The following is an 18,816-nucleotide window of genomic DNA, read 5'->3' on the forward strand; positions in this document are numbered from 1 at the left end:
CAGGCACCGCGAACGGGCCGCTTGCCTGCCCGAGTGGCCCTAATGCGACCCGCCCACCTCGCGCGGCGGTTCATTGTTCGATCACGTCCAGCACGCCGGGAACGGCGCGCAGCATCTGTCGCGCGGGCGGGGTGACAGGCAGGTTATCGGCCACCTGAATTTCCACGATCCGCCCGGCGTCAGGCAGGCGCAGCAGGATCGGGCCGCGCGCGCGGGGGCTGGCGCTGACCGCCTGCCCGATCTGGGCCAACATCTCGGCCAGTTGTGGCACCACGCCTGCATCTGCGATTTCCACCGCCAGCGCACCCGCCCCCGCATCGGCAATTACCTGATCCAGCAGAGTGACGCTGTTGGCCAGCAGCTTGACCTCATCCCCCGAGGGTTCGACCTTGACCTGCAAGACCACATTCTGCCCCGGCTCTAACTTGTCGCGGTTGGCGTTCAGCAGGTCGGAAAACACCGTCACTTCATACAGGCCGGTCGGGTCGGACAGGCTGACAAAGGCGTATTGCGTGCCCTTGGCCGATTTGCGTTCCTGCCGCGCGCCGACAGTGCCGGCAATATTGGCCACCAGCGGACCACCTGCCGCATCCGCCACGATTTCCGCCAGAGTCTGCACCTTTTTTCGACGCAGGGCGGGCAGGTAATCGTCCAGCGGATGCCCCGACAGATAGAAACCGATGGCGGTATGTTCCTCGCCCAGCTTTTCGGTCGGCAGCCAGACAGCGGCGGTCGCCGGGCGGGGCGGCGGCAGATCCTCGCCACCACCGAACAGCGACGACTGGTTCGAGGCCGCCTGTTCCTGCACCGCCGCCGACCACGCGACCAGCGCATCCAGCGATTTCAGCACGCGGGCACGGTTCGCATCCAGCGCGTCAAAGGCCCCGGCGCGGGCCAGCATTTCCAACGGGCGCTTGCCCACCCGCTTCATATCGACGCGACGGGCGAAATCGGTCAGATCGGCAAAGGGCGTGTCGCCGCGCGCATCGGCAATCAGCCGCATCGCCTCGATCCCCACGCCCTTCAGCGCGCCAAGGGCATAGTGGATGCGCCCATCCACCACCGTGAACCGCGGCGCCGAGCGATTGACGCAAGGCGGCACGATCTCGATGCCCATGCGATCCACCTCGCGTTTATAGACCGCCAGCTTGTCAGTCAGATGGATGTCGCAGTTCATCACCGCCGCCATGAATTCGACCGGGTGGTTCGCCTTGAGCCATGCGGTCTGATAGCTGACCACGGCATAGGCCGCCGCGTGGGACTTGTTAAAACCGTAATTGGCAAACTTTTCCAAAAGGTCGAAAACTTCGCCCGCCTTTTTCGCGTTGACCCCGTTCGCCACCGCGCCATCGACGAATTTCGGCCGCTCCTTGGCCATTTCCTCGGCGATCTTTTTGCCCATCGCGCGGCGCAGCAGGTCGGCCCCGCCAAGGCTGTAACCCGCCATCACCTGTGCGATCTGCATCACCTGTTCCTGATAAACGATGATGCCCTGCGTTTCGGCAAGGATATGGTCGATGCTGGGATGGATGGATTCCAGATCGCGCAGTCCGTTCTTGACCTCGCAATAGGTCGGGATGTTTTCCATTGGACCGGGGCGATACAGGGCGACCAGCGCCACGATGTCCTCGATACAGGTCGGGCGCATCCGGCGCAGCGCGTCCATCATGCCGCTGGATTCCACCTGAAACACTGCCACCGTGCGGGCCGATGCGAACAGGTCGTAGCTGGGCTTGTCATCCAGCGGGATGGCGTTGATCTGATTTTCCGCGCCCTCGGGCGGGTCATACAGGCGGCGGCCATCGGCGGCGATATGCAGCGCCCGGCCACCGCCGTTAATCAGATCGACGGCGTTTTGAATGACGGTCAGGGTTTTCAGGCCCAGAAAGTCGAATTTGACCAGCCCGGCCTGTTCAACCCATTTCATATTGAACTGAGTCGCCGGCATATCCGATGCCGGATCGCGATACAGCGGCACCAGCTGATCCAGCGGGCGGTCGCCAATCACCACCCCGGCGGCATGGGTGGATGCGTTGCGATACAGACCCTCAAGCTGTTCGGCGTAATCCAGCAGGCGGGCGACGACTTCTTCGCGGGCGGCTTCGCGCAGGCGGGGTTCGTCGGCGCGGGCCTTGGTGATGGAAACCGGCTTGACCCCCTCGACCGGGATCATCTTGGACAGGCGATCCACCTGACCAAAGGGCATCTGTAACACCCGGCCCACGTCGCGCACCGCCGCCTTGGACAGCAGCGCACCAAAGGTGATGATCTGCCCCACCTTATCCGCGCCGTATTTTTGCTGGACGTAGTGGATCACCTCCTCCCGGCGATCCATACAAAAGTCGATGTCGAAATCCGGCATCGACACCCGTTCCGGGTTCAAGAACCGTTCAAACAGCAGGTGATAGCGCAGCGGGTCAAGGTCGGTGATCGTCAGCGCATAAGCGACCAGAGACCCCGCGCCCGACCCCCGCCCCGGCCCGACCGGAATATCGTGGTCCTTGGCCCATTTGATGAAATCGGCCACGATCAGGAAATAGCCGGGAAAGCCCATCTGTTCGATGATGCCCAGTTCGAAATCCAGCCGTTTTTCATATTCCTCGACCGGCACAGCATGAGGAATCACCGCCAGCCGGTCAGCCAGCCCCTGTTTGGCCTGACGGCGCAGTTCGTTCACCTCGTCATCGGCGAAGCGCGGCAAAATGGGCGCATGTTTGGCCACGGCAAAGGCGCAGCGGCGGGCGATTTCGACGGTATTTTCCAGCGCCTCGGGCAGATCGGCGAACAGCAGCGCCATTTCCTCGGGGGTTTTGAAGTAATGCTGCGGCGTCAGGCGGCGACGGGGCTGCGGCTGATCGACATAGGCCTTTTCAGCGATACAGATCAGCGCGTCATGCGCCTCATACATTTCAGGCTTGGGGAAATAGACGTCATTGGTGGCGACCAGCGGCAGGGCCAGATCATAGGCCAGCGCGATCAGGCCGGGTTCCGACGCCGACTCGGCCGGGACGGGGTTGCCGCCCGCATCGTGATGGCGCTGCAATTCCACATACAGCCGCCCCGGAAAGGCCGCCGCCAGTTGCTGCGCCAGATCGCGCGCCGCATCCGCGTGACCGGCGGCGATCATCTGCCCGATGCTGCCTTCTGCCCCGCCGGTCAACAGAATCAGCCCCTCGGCATGGGCGGCCAGTTCCTCGACCGTGACATGCGGCGCGGCACCGCCCTGCCGCAGATACAGGCAGGATGACAGCGCCATCAGGTTCAGCCAGCCCGCCCTGTTCTGCGCCAGCGCCACCACCGGCCCGGCAGGCGCGCCATCGGGGGCCAGCGTGATCTGACAGCCGATAATCGGCTGCACGCCCTCGCCCACCGCCTTGACGGAAAATTCCAGCGCCGCGAACATGGCGTTGGTATCGGTCAGCGCCACGGCGGGCATTCCGGCAGCAGCGGCCAGCTTGGCCAGCTTGCCTACGGGAATGGCACCTTCCAGCAAAGAATGCTCGGAATGGCAGCGCAGGTGAATAAAGCGGGGCAGATCGGCGGGCTGTGACATGACGGCAACCTAGGCGCGACGCACGATCTGTGCAATTGCCGGTTACGCCGGTTCAGGGCTAATCTGACCGGACGGACAAATATCAAGGGGGCGGGTGTGGACCAGCCGATCTTTCGCGCAGAGGGCTTGGGCAAGTCCTATCCCGGTGTCCGGGCGAATGACGACGTGTCCTTCACCGTCGCGCCGGGCGAAATCCATGCGTTGCTGGGCGAAAATGGCGCCGGGAAATCAACACTGGTCAAGATGATCTATGGCCTTGTGCGGCCCGATGATGGTCGCATGGAACTGGTTGGCCGCCCCCATATCCCCGCCGATCCGCGTGCTGCCCGCGCCGCAGGCGTGGCGATGGTCTTTCAGCATTTCAGCCTGTTCGACGCGCTCAGCGTGGCGGAAAACGTGGCGCTTGGCATGGAAAACCCGCCGCCCCGCCGCGAACTGGCCGACCGAATCGCGCAGGTCAGCCGCGATTTCGGCCTGCCCTTGGTGCCGGGGCGTCTGGTGGCCACGCTGTCGGCGGGCGAACGTCAACGGGTCGAAATCATCCGCTGCCTGCTGCAAAACCCCCGGCTGCTGATTATGGACGAACCGACCAGCGTGCTGACCCCGCAGGAATCGGACCTGCTGTTTTCGACCCTGCGCAAGCTGGCCGATCGCGGCACGGCAATCCTGTATATCAGCCATAAGTTAGAGGAAATCCGCGGCCATTGCGATCACGCCACGATCCTGCGGCATGGCCGCGTGGTCGGCTCGGTCGATCCGCGCCAGCATTCGGCGCGCGAACTGGCGGCGATGATGGTCGGCGCGGAAATGCGCCAGATCGACCGCAGCGGGCGTCAGGCGGGCGCGGATCTGCTGGCGGTGCGCGGACTGTCGCTGCCCGCCCCCACGGCCGAGGGCACGGCCCTGCGCGACATCAGCCTGATCGTTCGTGCGGGCGAGGTGTTGGGCATCGGCGGTGTCGCCGGGAACGGACAGGAAGAACTGCTGGCCGCGCTGTCGGGCGAGGTGACGTCGCACCCCGGCACCATCACGCTGGACGGGCACGATCTGTCACAATCGGGGCCAGAAGCGCGCCGCACCGCCGGGCTGCTGGCCGCGCCCGAGGATCGACTGGGCCATGCCGCCGTGCCGGATTTCAGCCTGACCGATAACGCCATTCTGACCGCTGCACAGCGCCAGTCGCTGTTGCACGGCGGGCTGATCGACCGGGGCGCGGCCCGCGCCTTTGCCGAACGGGTGATCCGCGATTTCGACGTGCGCACCCCCGGCCCCGGCACGGCGGCGCGGGCGCTGTCGGGGGGCAACCTGCAAAAATTTGTTATCGGGCGCGAGGTGTTGCAAAACCCCCGCGTTCTGGTGGTGAACCAGCCGACATGGGGCGTGGATGCAGGGGCCGCCGCCGCCGTGCGTCAGTCTTTGCTGGATCTGGCGCGCGCGGGGGCGGGGGTGATCGTGATTTCTCAGGATCTGGACGAGCTTATGGAACTATCTGACCGTTTTTGCGCCCTGAACGAAGGCCGCCTGTCCGAACCCCGCCCGACCGAAGGGCTGACGCTGGACCAGATCGGCCTGATGCTGGGCGGGGCGCATGGCATGGCCGAGGCGCGGATATGATCCGGCTGGAGCCACGTCGTCAGGGATCGCGCCTGTGGCAGTTCGGCGCGCCGGTAGCGGCGGTGCTGGCCACGATGCTGACCGGCGGACTGTTGTTCGCGCTGATGGGCTTTGACCCGGTGGCAGCGATCCGCACGATCTTTTTCGATCCGCTGTTCGGCGCGGCAGCCAGCTATTCCCGGCCGCAACTGCTGATCAAGGCCGCGCCGCTGATTCTGATCGCTTCGGGGCTGGCGGTGGGCTTTCGCGCGGGCATCTGGAACATCGGCGCCGAGGGGCAGTATATCATCGGTGCGATCTGCGGCGCGGCGGTGGCTTTGGCCATGTATCCCGCGCCGGGCTGGTGGATTTTCCCGGCCATGGTTATCGCAGGCGCGGCGGGCGGATGGGCCTGGGGGATGATCCCGGCGCTGTTGAAAAACTGGTTCGGGGCGTCGGAAATTCTGGTGTCGCTGATGCTGGTCTATGTGGCGCAACGGGTGGCCGCGTGGATGGCCTTTGGCCCGATGCGCAACCCCGAGGGTTTCGGCTTTCCCGGATCGCGCAATTTGCAGCAATATCCTGCCGCATCGAACCCGGAGCTGATCGCAGGGACCGGCGCGCATTGGGGCGTGGTCGCGGCAATGGTGGCGGTGCTGGCGACATGGCTGCTGATGGACCGCCACATTCGCGGCCTGCACATCCGCGCCGCTGGTCTTGCCCCGCGCGCGGCCCGCTTTGCCGGGGTCAGACCGCAGGTGCTGGTGGCTTTTTGTCTTGGCCTGTCGGGCGCATTGGCCGGAATGGCCGGCCTGTTCGAGGCGGCAGGCCCCGCAGGCCAGATCACCGACAAGATCGGCGTGGGTTATGGCTTTACCGCGATCATCGTCGCCTTTCTGGGGCGGCTGCACCCTGTGGGCATCCTGTTGGCCGGGTTGCTGCTGGCGCTGACCTATATCGGCGGGGAATTGGCGCAGCTGATGCTGAACCTGCCCGCCGCCAGCGTGCAGGTGTTTCAGGGGATGCTGCTGTTCTTTCTGCTGGCCTTTGATCTGCTGACCCGGTTCCGGGTGCGTTGGAGGACGCCCGCATGAAGGGTCACGATCATCTGCCCGCAGCGATCCCGAGCCCCCTAAGTTTTCTTGGCACGTTTCTTTTAGGTCTTTTTTTCGGCGGCATGTTCGGTTTCTTGCTGACTGTCGCAATGTTTTTTATACAGCTGTCCTCGCCCCTTGAGGGGATCATGCTGTTTGCCGGGCTGATCGCCATCGCGGGCGTCTATCATCTGTTGGGATGGGCAGTTTTTGTCCTGCCGTTCAAGACGATCAAATGGCTGTGGCAATGGGTCAATGGGCATCCCGTGTCGACTAAAGTCACCAAACAACCCGCGCCCGTCACAGCCACCCACTGGACCGAACGCGCTGCATATTGGTCGGGTTTCGCGCTGATGCTGTTACTGATCTTGCGAGGAAACCTGTGATGACCGCTATTTGCGCTGTCTATAAAGGAACTGTGGCATGATCGACCCGCTATCGCTGTTCCTGATGCTGCTGGCCGCCAGCACCCCCATCCTGTTCGCCGCGCTTGGCGAGTTGGTGGTGGAACGCGCGGGCGTGCTGAATCTTGGGGTCGAGGGGATGATGATTACTGGCGCGCTGGCGGGCTTTGCAGCGGCCTATGTCACCGGCAATCCGTTCATCGGCTTTGCCGCCGCCGCGCTGACCGGGGCGCTCGTGTCGCTGCTGTTCGGGGTGGTCACGCAGCATCTGCTGGCCAATCAGGTCGCATCCGGTCTGGCACTGACGCTGTTCGGGCTGGGACTGGCCGCGATGTTCGGGCGCAACTACGAAGGGGTCAAGGCGCCCGCGATGGCCGCCGGACCGCTGGGGCTGAACTGGATTATCTGGGTCGGGCTGGCCATGGTGCCGCTGATCTGGTGGTTCCTGTCGCGGTCGCGCGCCGGGCTGATCCTGCGCGCCGTCGGCGAAAACCACGAGGCCGCACATGGGCTGGGCTATCCGGTTCGCGCCATACGCATGGGGGCGATTGCCTTTGGCGGGGCCATGGCGGGGATCGGCGGGGCGTTTATCTCGATCGCCACCGTGCTGCAATGGACCGAGGGCATGACGGCGGGCGCGGGCTGGATCGCGCTGGCCATCGTGGTGTTTTCCGGCTGGACGCCGCTTGGCGTGCTGGCCGGGGCATGGCTGTTCGGCGGCGTCACCGTGCTGCAATTGCGCCTGCAAGCCGCGGGGGTCGCCGTGCCGGTGCAACTGTTGTCGATGGCGCCCTATCTTGCCACGATTATCGTGCTGGTGCTGATTTCAGCCCGGCAAAAATACAGCCGCCGCGCAGGTGGCGGCGCGCCCGGATCACTGGGCCAGAATTTCCACGCGCTGCGATAAAGCGCCAACAGAGAGGGTGAAATGAAACGCAGGACAATCCTTGGCGCGGTCAGCGCCGCCGCGATGCTGTCGCTGGCCATCCCGGCCATCGCGCAGGACGAACCGCTGAAGGTCGGCTTTATCTATGTCGGCCCGGTCGGCGACGGCGGCTGGACCTATCAGCACGATCTGGGCCGTCAGGCGATCGAGGCTGAATATGGCGACCGGATCGAGACCAGCTATATCGAATCCGTCCCCGAAGGCGCCGATGCCGAACGCGCGCTGACACAACTGGCGCTGGCGGGGAACAAGCTGATCTTTGCCACCTCGTTCGGGTTTATGGACGCCACCATCAACGTGGCGCAGCGGTTCCCGGATGTGAAATTCGAACATGCCACCGGCTATAAGACGGCGGAAAACGTATCCACCTATGACGCGCGCTTTTACGAAGGCCGCGCGGTGATCGGCACCATCGCGGGCCGCATGACCAAATCGAACAAGATCGGCTATATCGGGTCGTTCCCGATCCCCGAGGTGATCCAAGGTATCAACGCCGCATATATCCACGCGAAAAAGGTGAACCCGGATGTCGAAATGCGGGTGGTCTGGGTCTATAGCTGGTTCGACCCCGCGAAAGAGGCTGACGCCGCCGCCGCCCTGATCGCCGAAGGTGTGGATGTGTTCATGCAGCACACCGATTCCACCGCACCGCTGGCCAAGGCGCAGGAAGCCGGGGTTCTGGGCTTTGGTCAGGCGTCGGATATGTCGAACTTTGCGCCCAACCCGCGCGTGGCCTCGATCATCGACCACTGGGACCCCTATTATATCAAGCGCGTCGGTCAGGTTCTGGACGGCACCTGGGAAAGCCAAGGCGTCTGGCTGGGTATCGGCGATGGCGAAGTCGTCATCGGCGACATCACCGACGCCGTGCCCGCCGAGGTCAAGGCCGAGGCCGAGGCGCTGCGAGACCAGATCGCAGCGGGCGATTATCACCCCTTCACCGGGCCGTTGAAAAAACAGGATGGCAGCGATTGGCTGGCTGATGGGCAGGTTGCCACCGATCAGGAACTGGCCGGGATGAACTTTTACGTCGAGGGCATCACCGCCGCGATCCCGAACTGATTGCATTCCACGACACAGGGCGCTTTGCCCTGCCAGCCCGGCCCTGCGGCCGGGCTTTCCCTTGCAAGCAGCGACTTTGCGACGCAAGGCGCGATCACGGGGCGGTTTACGTATCGTGGACGAAAACCGCCCTGACGCTGCGCTGGGTTTGACTGGCGCGGTTATTTGCCGCTGATCTCGTCATCTTCACCGCGCACACCGCCGACGACACCCAGTGATTTCAGCTTGCGATGCAGGGCGCTGCGCTCCATCCCGACGAATTGCGCGGTGCGGCTGATATTGCCGCCAAATCGGTTGATCTGCGCCAGCAGGTATTCGCGTTCAAACATCTCGCGGGCTTCGCGCAGGGCCATGGCGGTGATCTGCGGGCCAAGCGACAGGGTTTCACTGTTGTCGGGCGTCGCGCCCTGCGGTTCCAGCTCGGCGGGCTGAATCGGGCCGGTGCCGTCGCCCAGAATCAGCACCCGCTCGATCACGTTGCGCAACTGCCGAATGTTGCCAGGCCAGCGCATCGCTTGCAGTGCGGCCACGGTTTCATCGGGCAATTCGCGGGCGGGCAGCCCCTGTTCATCGTGGAAACGGTCGATGAAGTGGCTGGCCAGCGGGCCGATGTCGTCGCGCCGGTCGGACAGGGCGGGCACCACGACCGGCACCACGTTCAGCCGGTCGAACAGTTCCTGCCGGAACCGCCCGGCGGCGATTTCGGTGGGCAGATCGCGATGCGTGGACGAAATGACACGCAGATCAACGCGCACCTTGTCGGCACCACCAGCCCGCTGAAACTGTTGTTCGGTCAGCACCCGCAGAATTTTGGGCTGGGTGCCCAGCGGCATATCGGCCACTTCGTCGAAATAGATCACCCCGCCATGGGCCTGTTCCAGCAGGCCGGGTTCGACCCCGCGTTCGGGGGTTTCGCGGCCAAACAGCACCTCCTCCATCCGCTCGGGCGCGATCGAGGCGCAGGGGACGGTGACAAAGGGCGCATCGGCGCGCGGACTGTGCTGGTGGACATAGCGGGCGGCCAGTTCCTTGCCCGCGCCCGGTTCGCCGGTCAGCATCACCCGACCGTTCGATTTGGCCACCTTGTCCAGATTGTCGCGCAACCGGCGGAACGCGGCCGAATTGCCCAGCATCTCGGCCCCGCGCGTCTCGCCCTTTTTCAGCGCAGAGTTTTCGCGGCGCAGACGGCTGGTTTCCATCGCGCGGTTGATGACGACCATCAACTGGTCGATATTGAAGGGCTTTTCGATAAAGTCATAAGCGCCCTGCTTGATCGCGGCGACGGCGATTTCGATATTGCCATGACCGGATATGATAACCACCGGCACTTCGGGGTTGTTGCGTTTCACCTGTTTCAGGATGTCGATGCCGTCCATCCGGCTGTCTTTCAGCCAGATGTCCAGAATCATCAGCGCCGGTTCGGCGGCGTTCAGCGCGCTGATCGCCTCGTCTGAATTGGCGGCGGTGCGGGTCTGAAAGCCCTCGTCGCCCAGAATATCCGCGATCAGTTCGCGAATGTCGCGTTCGTCATCGACGATCAGGATGTCGCTCATGTCGTGCCTGTCTGTTCTTGTTTGTGGCGGCGCGCGGTTCCGCGCACCGGGTTGCGTTCCCGCGGAAGGCGGATTTCGGCCAAAGCGCCGGGCTGGCCTTCGGCATCGGAAAGGGTCAGGCTGCCGCCATGTTCCTCGACGATCTTTTTGCAGATCGGCAGGCCAAGGCCGGTGCCTTGCGATTTCATCGTCACATAGGGTTCGAACAGGCGGGTGCGATCCTGCGGCAGACCAATGCCGTTATCCTGAATGCCGATGGTGACGGTATCGGGGGCGGCGTCCATGCGCACGGTGATGCGCGGCTGCCAGCCGTCGGGCGCGGCACCGGCGCGTTCCTCGACCGCTTCACCGGCGTTTTTCAGCAGATTGGTAAAGACCTGCGCCATCATGCCTGCATCACAATCGACGATCACCGGATCATCGGGAATATCGGCCTGCACCGCACCTTTCAGCGCATCCTGCTGCATCAGCACGGAATCGCGCAGCAGCCGGGCAAGGTCGGTTTCGGCGCGGTCAGGTTCGGGCATCCGGGCAAAGCGGCTGAACTCATCCACAATGCGGCGCAGATCGCCGGTCTGGCGGATGATGACATCGACATATTGATCCAGAACCGCCCGGTCAGCCTCGCCCGCCAGGGCGCCGAATTTGCGGCGCAGACGTTCGGCCGACAGTTGGATGGGCGTCAGCGGATTCTTGATCTCATGTGCAACGCGGCGGGCCACATCGCCCCAGGCGGCCATACGCTGCGCGCTGACCAGTTCGGTCACATCGTCAAAGGCCACCACATAGCCCTCGACCCCGCCCCCCGCGCCTCGACGCACCGCCATCCGCACCAGCAGGCTTTCGACGCGGCCCTGACGGTTCAGGCGCACCTCGTCCTGCACGGTTTCCGCCACGGATGCGGACAGCCGGTCGAACAGCGGCGCGAATTCCGGCACCGCCTCGGCCAGCAGCGCGTCAATATCACGCGCCGCATCCAGCCCCAGCAGCCGCATGGCGGAACGGTTCAGAAAGTCGATCTCGCCCGCAGCATCCAGCCCGATCACACCGGACGTGACCGAGGACAGCACGTTGTCGAACAACCGCCGCTGTTCATCGCTGCTGCGATAGCTTTCGATCAGTTCCTCGCGCTGCGTTTTCAACTGGCGGGTCATGCGGTTAAAGGCTTCGCCCAGGGTCTGGATCTCGTCCCCTGTGTCGGGTTCGGGGATCTGGAAATCGAAATTACCGCCGCCGACCTCTTCGCTTGCCTCGGCCAAAAGACCGATGGGGCGCGACAGGCGCGAAGCAAACCAGAAGCCCAGCCAGATCGCCGCGGCCACCAGCAGCAGCGCAAAGCCCAGATACACGGCCGAAAACTCTGCCAGCAGCCGCCCCCGCGTCTGTTCAAGCTGACGGTATTCGCCCACGGTGGCGCGGGTATCGTCCAAAAGGCCCAGCAGCCGACCGTCAACATCGCGGGTCACATACAGATAACGATCGGCCAAAGGCGACAGCGACACCAGCGCGCGGTATTCGTTATTCGGCCAATCCTCCAGCAAAACCAACCCGTTGGCCTGTGCGCCGTCCAGTTCGGCGGGGGCGGGCTGTTCATACCAGAACAGATAGCTGCGTTCACCGCGTGCGCGGATCGTGCCTGCGCCGTCGATGATATAGGCTTCACGCAGCCCGCGCTGAATCAGCCCCTGCCCCTGCGCCAGCAATTCGCGCAGCACGCCGTCTTCGATCAGCGGGTTGGCGCGGCCCGCGCGGGTCAGCACCCCGGCAAGAGCCAGCGCATCCTCGGTCAGATCGCGGCGGTGTTCGTCGTGATACGCCTCGGCAGCGGCCTGCGAGGTGGTGACGACCTGTTGCACCCGGTCGGAAAACCACGCCTCAAGCCCGATGTTAACCAGAAACCCGGCCATGACGGCCACCAACACCGTAGGCACCAGCGTCAGGCCGGTAAAGACCGCGACCAGACGCGTATGCAGCCGCGATCCGGTGGCAAGCGCGCGGCGGTCGCTGACCATGCGCGCCAGACGCGCGGCGACAATGCCGATCAGCACGATCAGATAAAGCAGGTCCAGCAGCAGCACAAAGCGCAGCACCCGCCCCTGTGACCGGGCGCCAAAGGGACCAAGCACCAGAACCGTTGCCGCGACCAGCACCACGCCAACCGCGAACAGCAGAAAAACCCCCGCATTTACAAGGCGGCGATGACGGCGCAGCCGCGCCAGTCTGTTCCGAGTCGTGCCTGCCAGCCGGCCTGTCATATGTCCCGCCTCGCCGTCTTTTGCGGCGCTACCTGTTGCAGCGGCGATACGGTGCCGCTGTCACATGTGGCGGTTTTACATCAGTTTGCGGCGCCTTGTCACCTCGATATTCAGTTCGGTCAATTTCTTGCGCAAAGTATTGCGATTGATCCCCAAAAGATCGGCACAGCGCAGCTGATTTCCGCCCGTGGCGTCCAGCGCCACCTGCAACAGCGGCTTTTCGATTTCGCGCAAAATGCGATCATACAGGCCCGGCGGCGGCAGCGCATCGCCATGCAGATCGAAATAGCGTTGCAGATGCGCCTCGACCGAATCCGCCAGCCGTGCCCCGGCTGGCGGGGGCGAAGCGGTAACGCTGGCTGCGGCCTGCCCGCCCTGCGCCAGCCCCTCGCCGCCCAGACCGGCAGGCACGCCATAGGCGGTGGACTGGGCCAACACCTCGCGCACCTCGGCGGCGCTGATGGCGGCGGAACTGGCGGTCAGGGCCAGACGGCGGGTCAGGTTTTCCAGTTCGCGCACGTTGCCCGGAAAGGGATGGGCGCGCAGCAGGGCCGCCGCTTCGTCGGACAGGCTGCGTTCCGGCAGGCCCTGCGCAGCCGCGCGGGTCAGCAAGTGACGCGCCAGCGGCAGGATGTCATCGACGCGGGCACGCAGCGGCGGCACCGCCACCATCACCCCGGCCAGCCGGTAATACAGATCCGCGCGCAACCGGCCCGCAGCCACATCAGCCTGCGGATCAGGCCCGGTGGTGGATACGATGCGTGGCGCACGGTCGGCCCCCGGACCGGATTCCCATCCCTCGATCATGCCGATCAGACGGGCCTGCGCGGCGGCGTCAAAGCCGACCGGATTTTCGATGACCAGCGTGCCCCCCGCCGCCCGCGCGGCAGCCGTGGCGATGGCGGCATCCCCCGCATCCGCCGCTGTCAGCACGGCAAAGCCGCGCCCCGCCCGTTCCGACAGATCGTGAAATGATCGCGCCACCATGGTTTTACCGACGCCCGCCTCGCCCGCGATCATCACCGGCAAATCAGCGTTCAGCACCCGCGCCACCATCCGAAACAGCGCCTGCATGGCGGGGGCCGCCCCGATCAGCGGCAGCGCGGCGCCGGTGGCGGAACCTTCGTCGACCAGCACCGGCACGCCATCTCCGGTCGGCAGCGCCGCCGCCGTATCAGGCGCAGGGTCGGGCCTGCGGCGCGGACGGCGCGACAGCGCCTGCCCGGCCTTGGCCATCAGTTCGGGCAGATCGAACGGCTTGGGCAGATAATCAAAGGCCGCCGCCTCGGTCGCGCGGATGGCGGTAACGATGGTATTCTGCGCCGAAATCACGATCACCGGCAGATCGGGCCGCGCCTTGTGCATGGCCGGAATCCGGTCGATACCGTTGCCATCGGGCATCATCACATCCGTGATGACCAGATCACCGCGCCCTTCCTCGACCCATTTGGCCAGCTGGGCCAGCGATCCGGTGGCGTGAACACGGCACCCCGCGCGCGTCAGCGCCTGCGTCAATACGGTGCGGATGGTGCGGTCGTCATCGGCAATCAGAACCGTTCCGTCCATGACATATCCTTTCTCAAGCGACTTTTGGCAGCGAAATGCGGAAAACTGTGCGTCCGGGGCGCGATTCGACCCGGATGGCGGCACCGTGATCGGTGATGATCTTGCTGACCAGCGCCAGCCCCAGCCCGGTGCCATTTTCCCGCCCCGAAACAAAGGGTTCAAACACCTGATCGGCGATTTCGGGCGGCAGGCCGGGGCCATCATCCTCGATCTCGATCTGCAAGGGCAACGGGCGGCTGACGGGGCCAGTCAGCCGCACCCCGCCGTCATACAGGCTGCGCAACCGGATCGTGCCGCCGGTGCCCGATGCGCTGATCGCCTCGGCGGCATTTTTCACCAGATTCAGGCACACCTGCGTCATCTGATCCGCATCAATCATCGCAGGTGGCAGCGAAGGGTCATATTCCGCCACCAGCGTCAGACCACGCGCAAAGCCCGCCAGCGCAGACCGGCGCACCCGTTCCAGCACGTCATGCACATTCACCGCCACCTGATGCGGCGGCGAGGTATCGCCGAACCGTTCCACCTGATCCAGCAGCGACACGATGCGGCGCGATTCAGCGACGATCATTTCCGCCATCTCGCGATCCTCGGGCGAGGCGTTCATCGCCATCAACTGCGCCGCGCCGCGAATACCCGCCAGCGGGTTCTTGATCTCATGCGCCAGCATTTCGGCCATGCCGATGGCGCTGCGGGCCGCCGTCTTGACCTTGCGCTGATTGGCCTCGCTATCAGGCACGATCATCAGCGTGACGCCCGAACCGCGCGGCGTGCGCGCGGCGTGCAGCGTGCCGACGCGCGACCGATGCCGCCCCGCCCGGTCGCCGATGTCAAAGCGCACCCCCGGCAGGATCTGCGCATCATCCGCGGCAAAGGCCCGTGCGATCAGATCATCCAGCGAAGGGGCGATGCGCAAACGGCTGGCCTTGCCTTCATCCTCGATCCGCTGGCCCAGCAGGCTGCGGCGCGACAAATTCAACCAGACCTCGGCCGCTTCGTTGATGGCCAACACCCGACCCTCGGCATCCAGAATCAGCGCGGGCAGCGGCAGCGCCTCCCATTCCGCGCCGGGAAAGACCGGGGTGGGGGCAGCGGGCGTCATGCGGCCACCTGCGCCGAGGGATCGCCCGCCGCATCCGCATAAACCGAACGGATCAGCGCAAAGGCTGCCGCCGTGTCCGGCGCGCGCATCAGCGCGGCGCGGCCCGCCGGATCGGCACGGTTGGCATCGGCATACCAGCCCAGATGCTTGCGCGCGACGCGCAGGCCCAGGTCGCGGCCATAGAGCGACAGAATCTCATCGTAATGCGCCGCCACCGAATCGGCCAAAGCCGCGCCCACCGGGATCACCGGCGCAGACGTGCCGCACAACTGATGCGCGATCTGCGCCAGCCGCCACGGTGCGCCCTGCGCACCTCGCCCGACCATCACCGCATCGGCCCCCGACTGATCCAGCGCGGCACGGGCACTGGCGGCATCGACCACATCGCCATTGGCGACCAAAGGTGGTCGCCCCGGCAGGTTCGCCACTTCGCGGATCGCCGCCCAATCGGCCTGCCCGGTATAGAACTGCGCCCGCGTGCGACCATGCACGGTCAGCATCGCCACCCCCGCATCGGTTGCGCGCGCGGCCAGTTCGGCAGCGTTCAGGCAGTCGTCGTCCCAGCCCAGCCGCATCTTGACCGTAACCGGCACCGCGACCGCATCGCGCACGGCGGCAATCAGCGACAGCGCCAGATCCAGATCGCGCATCAAGGCCGCGCCCGACAAACCGCCCGTGACCTTTTTCGCCGGGCAGCCCATGTTGATGTCGATGACCCGCGCCCCCATTCCTGCAACGATCCGCGCGGTTTCGGCCATCGCCCCGGCTTCGCGCCCGGCGATCTGGACGCTGACGGGCGCATCGCTCTCGGTCAGGGCCTTGGCGCGCACGGCGGCACGGGTCGAGGGGCGGGGCGTGACCATTTCCGTCGAGGCGACCATCTCGCTGACCATCAGCCCGGCGCCGCCGTGGCGGACCACCGCGCGGCGGAACGGCAGATCGGTGATCCCGGCCATCGGCGCCAGAAACACTGGCGAGGTCAGCGTGAAATCACCAAGAGTGGCGAAGGTGTGTCGTGACATTGCGGTTCCTTTAGGCACTCAATCGCGCCAGCCCGCAGCAGGGTCCAGCGCAGGGCCGAAATAGGGCCGGAACAGCAGATCAGAAAGCCCCCAAGCGCCCGTTTCACGCGCAGTATGCCTGTTTTTTTGGCAGACACCAGATGCGGACATGTCGCATTGCACCCGAATGTGCGTCGCATTCAGACTGGCCGCGGCGCCCGGCGCATGGTCAGATGATCCCGTCACCCCAACCGTCCGAGGCCGCATGTTTCTGTCCGTGTTTGATCTGTTCAAGGTGGGCGTCGGCCCCTCGTCCTCGCATACGATGGGACCGATGGTGGCGGGGGCACGGTTTCTGGCGGCGCTGCGGGAACAGCCGTTCCGCGCCCATGGGCTGCGCGCCAGCCTGCACGGGTCACTGGCCTTTACCGGGCGTGGCCATGCCACCGACCGCGCCACGATTCTGGGGCTGGCCGGCTTCGTGCCCGAAACGCTGGATGCCGACGCCGCCGAAGCCGCCCTGGCCGCCAACCGCGACACCAAGGTTCTGCCCCCCGAGGGCCTGCCCGAGTTGCGCTTTGATCCCGAAACCGACCTGATCTTTGATTTCGGCCCCGCCCTGCCCGGCCATGCGAACGGGATGATCCTGTCGGCCACCGACGCCCAGGGCGACGTGATCTATCAGCAGACCTATTATTCCATCGGCGGCGGCTTTGTGCTGACCGAAGCGGAACTGAACGCGCGCGGCGACGATACGCGTTCCGATGATGCGCCCAAGGTGCCGTTCCCTTTCGCCAGCGCGGCGCAGATGCTGGAAATGGCGGAGCAGTCGGGCAAATCCATCGCCCAGATGAAGCGCGCCAATGAACGTATGCATCGCAGCGAGGCCCAGATCGACAAGGGGCTGGCCCGCATCTGGCAGGTCATGCGCGACTGTATGGATCGCGGGCTGACCACCGGCGGCATCCTGCCCGGCGGGCTACAGGTCCGCCGCCGCGCCATGGGCATCCGCGAAAGCCTTGAGGCCGAGCGTGGCATGAACCTGACCGCGCCGCATGTCATCAACGACTGGATGTCCACCTATGCGATGGCCGTGAACGAGGAAAACGCGGCCGGCGGGCAGGTCGTCACGGCACCGACCAATGGCGCGGCGGGGGTGGTGCCGGCGGTGGTCCGTTACTGGCTGGATCACGTGCCGGGGGCATCGGAACGCGCCATGCCCGACTTCCTGCTGACCGCCGCCGCCATCGGCGGTCTGATAAAACATAACGCCAGCATATCAGGCGCCGAATGCGGCTGTCAGGCCGAGGTGGGTTCAGCCAGCGCCATGGCCGCCGCCGGTCTGGCCGCCGTTCTGGGCGGCACCCCGCAGCAGATCGAAAACGCCGCCGAAATCGCGCTGGAACATCACCTTGGCATGACCTGCGATCCGGTGCGCGGTCTGGTGCAGGTGCCCTGCATCGAACGCAACGGGCTGGGCGCAATCAAGGCGGTGTCGGCGGCATCGTTGGCCCTGCGCGGCGATGGCACGCATTTCGTGCCGCTGGATGCCGCCATCGAAACCATGCGTCAGACCGGCGTGGACATGTCGGAAAAATACAAGGAAACCTCGCTGGGGGGCCTTGCCGTGAATGTGCCGAACTGTTGAAGCGGATATTCACCGATCCCCGCCGCCTGCCCTGCTTTGCGCTGGACGGGCGTGGCGTGGCTTTGTAACGCTGTCGGCAAAACAGACCGGATTTTCGGGGGATATTGATATGAAGATGCGTCTGGCCGCTTTGGCCGTTCTGCCCTTTGCGCTGGCGGCCTGCGATATGGCCAACCTCAGCCGCCAACCCGCCGAAGAACCGGCGGCGGCCGAGGAACAGGCAGGCCCACCGCGCCCGCCCGAGGTATCGCCCCTGCAACAGCCGATCGAGATCGCGGGTGCCGCACAGCGCGCCGTCGCCACCGCCGAGGCCAGCACCGTGGACACCCGTTCCTTCATGGCGCAGGGCGAGGGTTGGTCGGTCGAAATTCAGGGCGACGTGGCGCAATACCGGCGCGGCGGCAACCCGCGCAGCGTGGCGGTGAACCGTCTGGTTTTCGCGCGCGGCGTTGAATATGTCGGCGTGCTGGACGGCGCCCCCTTTGCGTTGACCATCCGTGGCACCGCCTGCGGCAATGCGCCGATGACCGCCAGCCTGCGCGCCGGTGGCCGCACGCTGAGCGGCTGCGCCGCCCCGGCCGAGGCGCGCACCCTGCCACGCCCGGCCCCGCAAGCCACTGCTCGCCCGGCCGCCAGCCGTCCCGCTGCGACACGCCCGGCAGCAACGCCAGCCCCGGCCGCGCGCCCTTCGACGGCCCCGGCGGCAGAAACCCCAGCGACGACGCCTGCGCCAACCACCACGCCCGCGACGCCGCCCGCATCCACCCCGGCCACGCCCGCCGCACCGACATCGACACCGGCACCGGCAACCCCGGCTCCGGCGACTGAACCGGCAGCACCTGCAACGCCTGCACCGGCGCAAACGCCTGCGGCGACGCCCTCGTCCACGCTGACGCCGGACCTGCCGCCGATGCTGACCTCACCCTTTGCGGAATAACAGGTCGCAGCACATCATTTTGCCCGCCCGTCATCGGGCGGGCTGACACAGGTCGAAACCTGTCATAAAACCGGGTCATCCGGCCCACGCCGCCGCCGACGA

13 protein-coding genes are annotated in these 18,816 nt (G+C 65.4%); 7 read left to right on the plus strand and 6 right to left on the minus strand.

Annotation, left to right across the window (positions count from 1 at the left end; translation table 11 throughout):
• Window positions 1–70: 70 nt before the first annotated feature.
• A complete protein-coding gene (gene dnaE, locus Q4G22_RS03685) occupies window positions 71–3,553 on the minus strand; it encodes a DNA polymerase III subunit alpha (protein ID WP_303384543.1) in 3,483 nt (1,160 codons plus the stop codon).
• 96 nt (window positions 3,554–3,649) lie between these two features.
• On the opposite strand from dnaE, the gene Q4G22_RS03690 reads away from it, so the two are divergent.
• The 5 genes from Q4G22_RS03690 to Q4G22_RS03710 are packed head-to-tail and all read left to right on the plus strand — an operon-like array spanning window position 3,650 to window position 8,652.
• On the plus strand, window positions 3,650–5,167 hold the full coding sequence (locus Q4G22_RS03690; RefSeq protein ID WP_303384544.1) for an ABC transporter ATP-binding protein: 1,518 nt from the start codon (window positions 3,650–3,652) through the stop codon (window positions 5,165–5,167).
• Window positions 5,164–6,240: an ABC transporter permease gene (locus Q4G22_RS03695; RefSeq protein WP_303384545.1), complete on the plus strand. Its 1,077-nt coding sequence runs from the start codon at window positions 5,164–5,166 to the stop codon at window positions 6,238–6,240. The genes Q4G22_RS03690 and Q4G22_RS03695 overlap by 4 nt, the downstream gene beginning before the upstream one ends.
• Window positions 6,237–6,626 carry a hypothetical protein gene (locus tag Q4G22_RS03700; RefSeq protein ID WP_303384546.1) on the plus strand — a complete coding sequence of 130 codons (390 nt, stop codon included), beginning with the start codon at window positions 6,237–6,239 and terminating at the stop codon, window positions 6,624–6,626. Before Q4G22_RS03695 ends, Q4G22_RS03700 begins: the two co-directional genes overlap by 4 nt.
• A gap of 37 nt (window positions 6,627–6,663) precedes the next feature.
• Entirely contained in the window at window positions 6,664–7,551 is an 888-nt protein-coding gene (locus Q4G22_RS03705; RefSeq protein WP_303384547.1) for an ABC transporter permease, read from the plus strand.
• A 21-nt stretch (window positions 7,552–7,572) separates the two neighbouring features.
• On the plus strand, window positions 7,573–8,652 hold the full coding sequence (locus Q4G22_RS03710) for a BMP family ABC transporter substrate-binding protein (RefSeq protein ID WP_303384548.1): 1,080 nt from the start codon (window positions 7,573–7,575) through the stop codon (window positions 8,650–8,652).
• Window positions 8,653–8,813: 161 nt separating this feature from the next.
• On the opposite strand, the gene Q4G22_RS03715 is transcribed toward Q4G22_RS03710, so the two are convergent.
• From Q4G22_RS03715 to dusB, 5 genes are all read right to left on the minus strand, one after another.
• A complete protein-coding gene (locus tag Q4G22_RS03715) occupies window positions 8,814–10,205 on the minus strand; it encodes a sigma-54 dependent transcriptional regulator (protein ID WP_303384549.1) in 1,392 nt (463 codons plus the stop codon).
• Window positions 10,202–12,460, minus strand: a complete 2,259-nt coding sequence (locus tag Q4G22_RS03720; RefSeq protein WP_303384550.1) for a PAS domain-containing sensor histidine kinase — start codon at window positions 12,458–12,460, stop codon at window positions 10,202–10,204. Before Q4G22_RS03720 ends, Q4G22_RS03715 begins: the two co-directional genes overlap by 4 nt.
• Window positions 12,461–12,535: 75 nt before the next feature.
• Window positions 12,536–14,026: a response regulator gene (locus tag Q4G22_RS03725; protein ID WP_303384551.1), complete on the minus strand. Its 1,491-nt coding sequence runs from the start codon at window positions 14,024–14,026 to the stop codon at window positions 12,536–12,538.
• Window positions 14,027–14,039: 13 nt separating this feature from the next.
• Window positions 14,040–15,128, minus strand: a complete 1,089-nt coding sequence (locus Q4G22_RS03730) for a nitrogen regulation protein NR(II) (RefSeq protein ID WP_303384552.1) — start codon at window positions 15,126–15,128, stop codon at window positions 14,040–14,042.
• Window positions 15,125–16,150: a tRNA dihydrouridine synthase DusB gene (dusB, locus tag Q4G22_RS03735; RefSeq protein WP_303384553.1), complete on the minus strand. Its 1,026-nt coding sequence runs from the start codon at window positions 16,148–16,150 to the stop codon at window positions 15,125–15,127. The genes Q4G22_RS03730 and dusB overlap by 4 nt, the downstream gene beginning before the upstream one ends.
• 244 nt (window positions 16,151–16,394) lie before the next feature.
• On the opposite strand from dusB, the gene Q4G22_RS03740 reads away from it, so the two are divergent.
• Together Q4G22_RS03740 and Q4G22_RS03745 are read left to right on the plus strand one after the other, a co-directional pair.
• The gene (locus tag Q4G22_RS03740) at window positions 16,395–17,777 is read left to right on the plus strand and encodes an L-serine ammonia-lyase (protein ID WP_303384554.1); all 1,383 of its coding nucleotides are present in this window, start codon (window positions 16,395–16,397) and stop codon (window positions 17,775–17,777) included.
• 109 nt (window positions 17,778–17,886) lie between these two features.
• Window positions 17,887–18,714, plus strand: coding sequence for a hypothetical protein (locus tag Q4G22_RS03745; protein ID WP_303384555.1), 828 nt, complete (start codon window positions 17,887–17,889; stop codon window positions 18,712–18,714).
• Window positions 18,715–18,816: the final 102 nt, after the last annotated feature.

It is taken from the genome of Paracoccus sp. (in: a-proteobacteria), assembly GCF_030538655.1.
Taxonomy (GTDB): domain Bacteria; phylum Pseudomonadota; class Alphaproteobacteria; order Rhodobacterales; family Rhodobacteraceae; genus Paracoccus.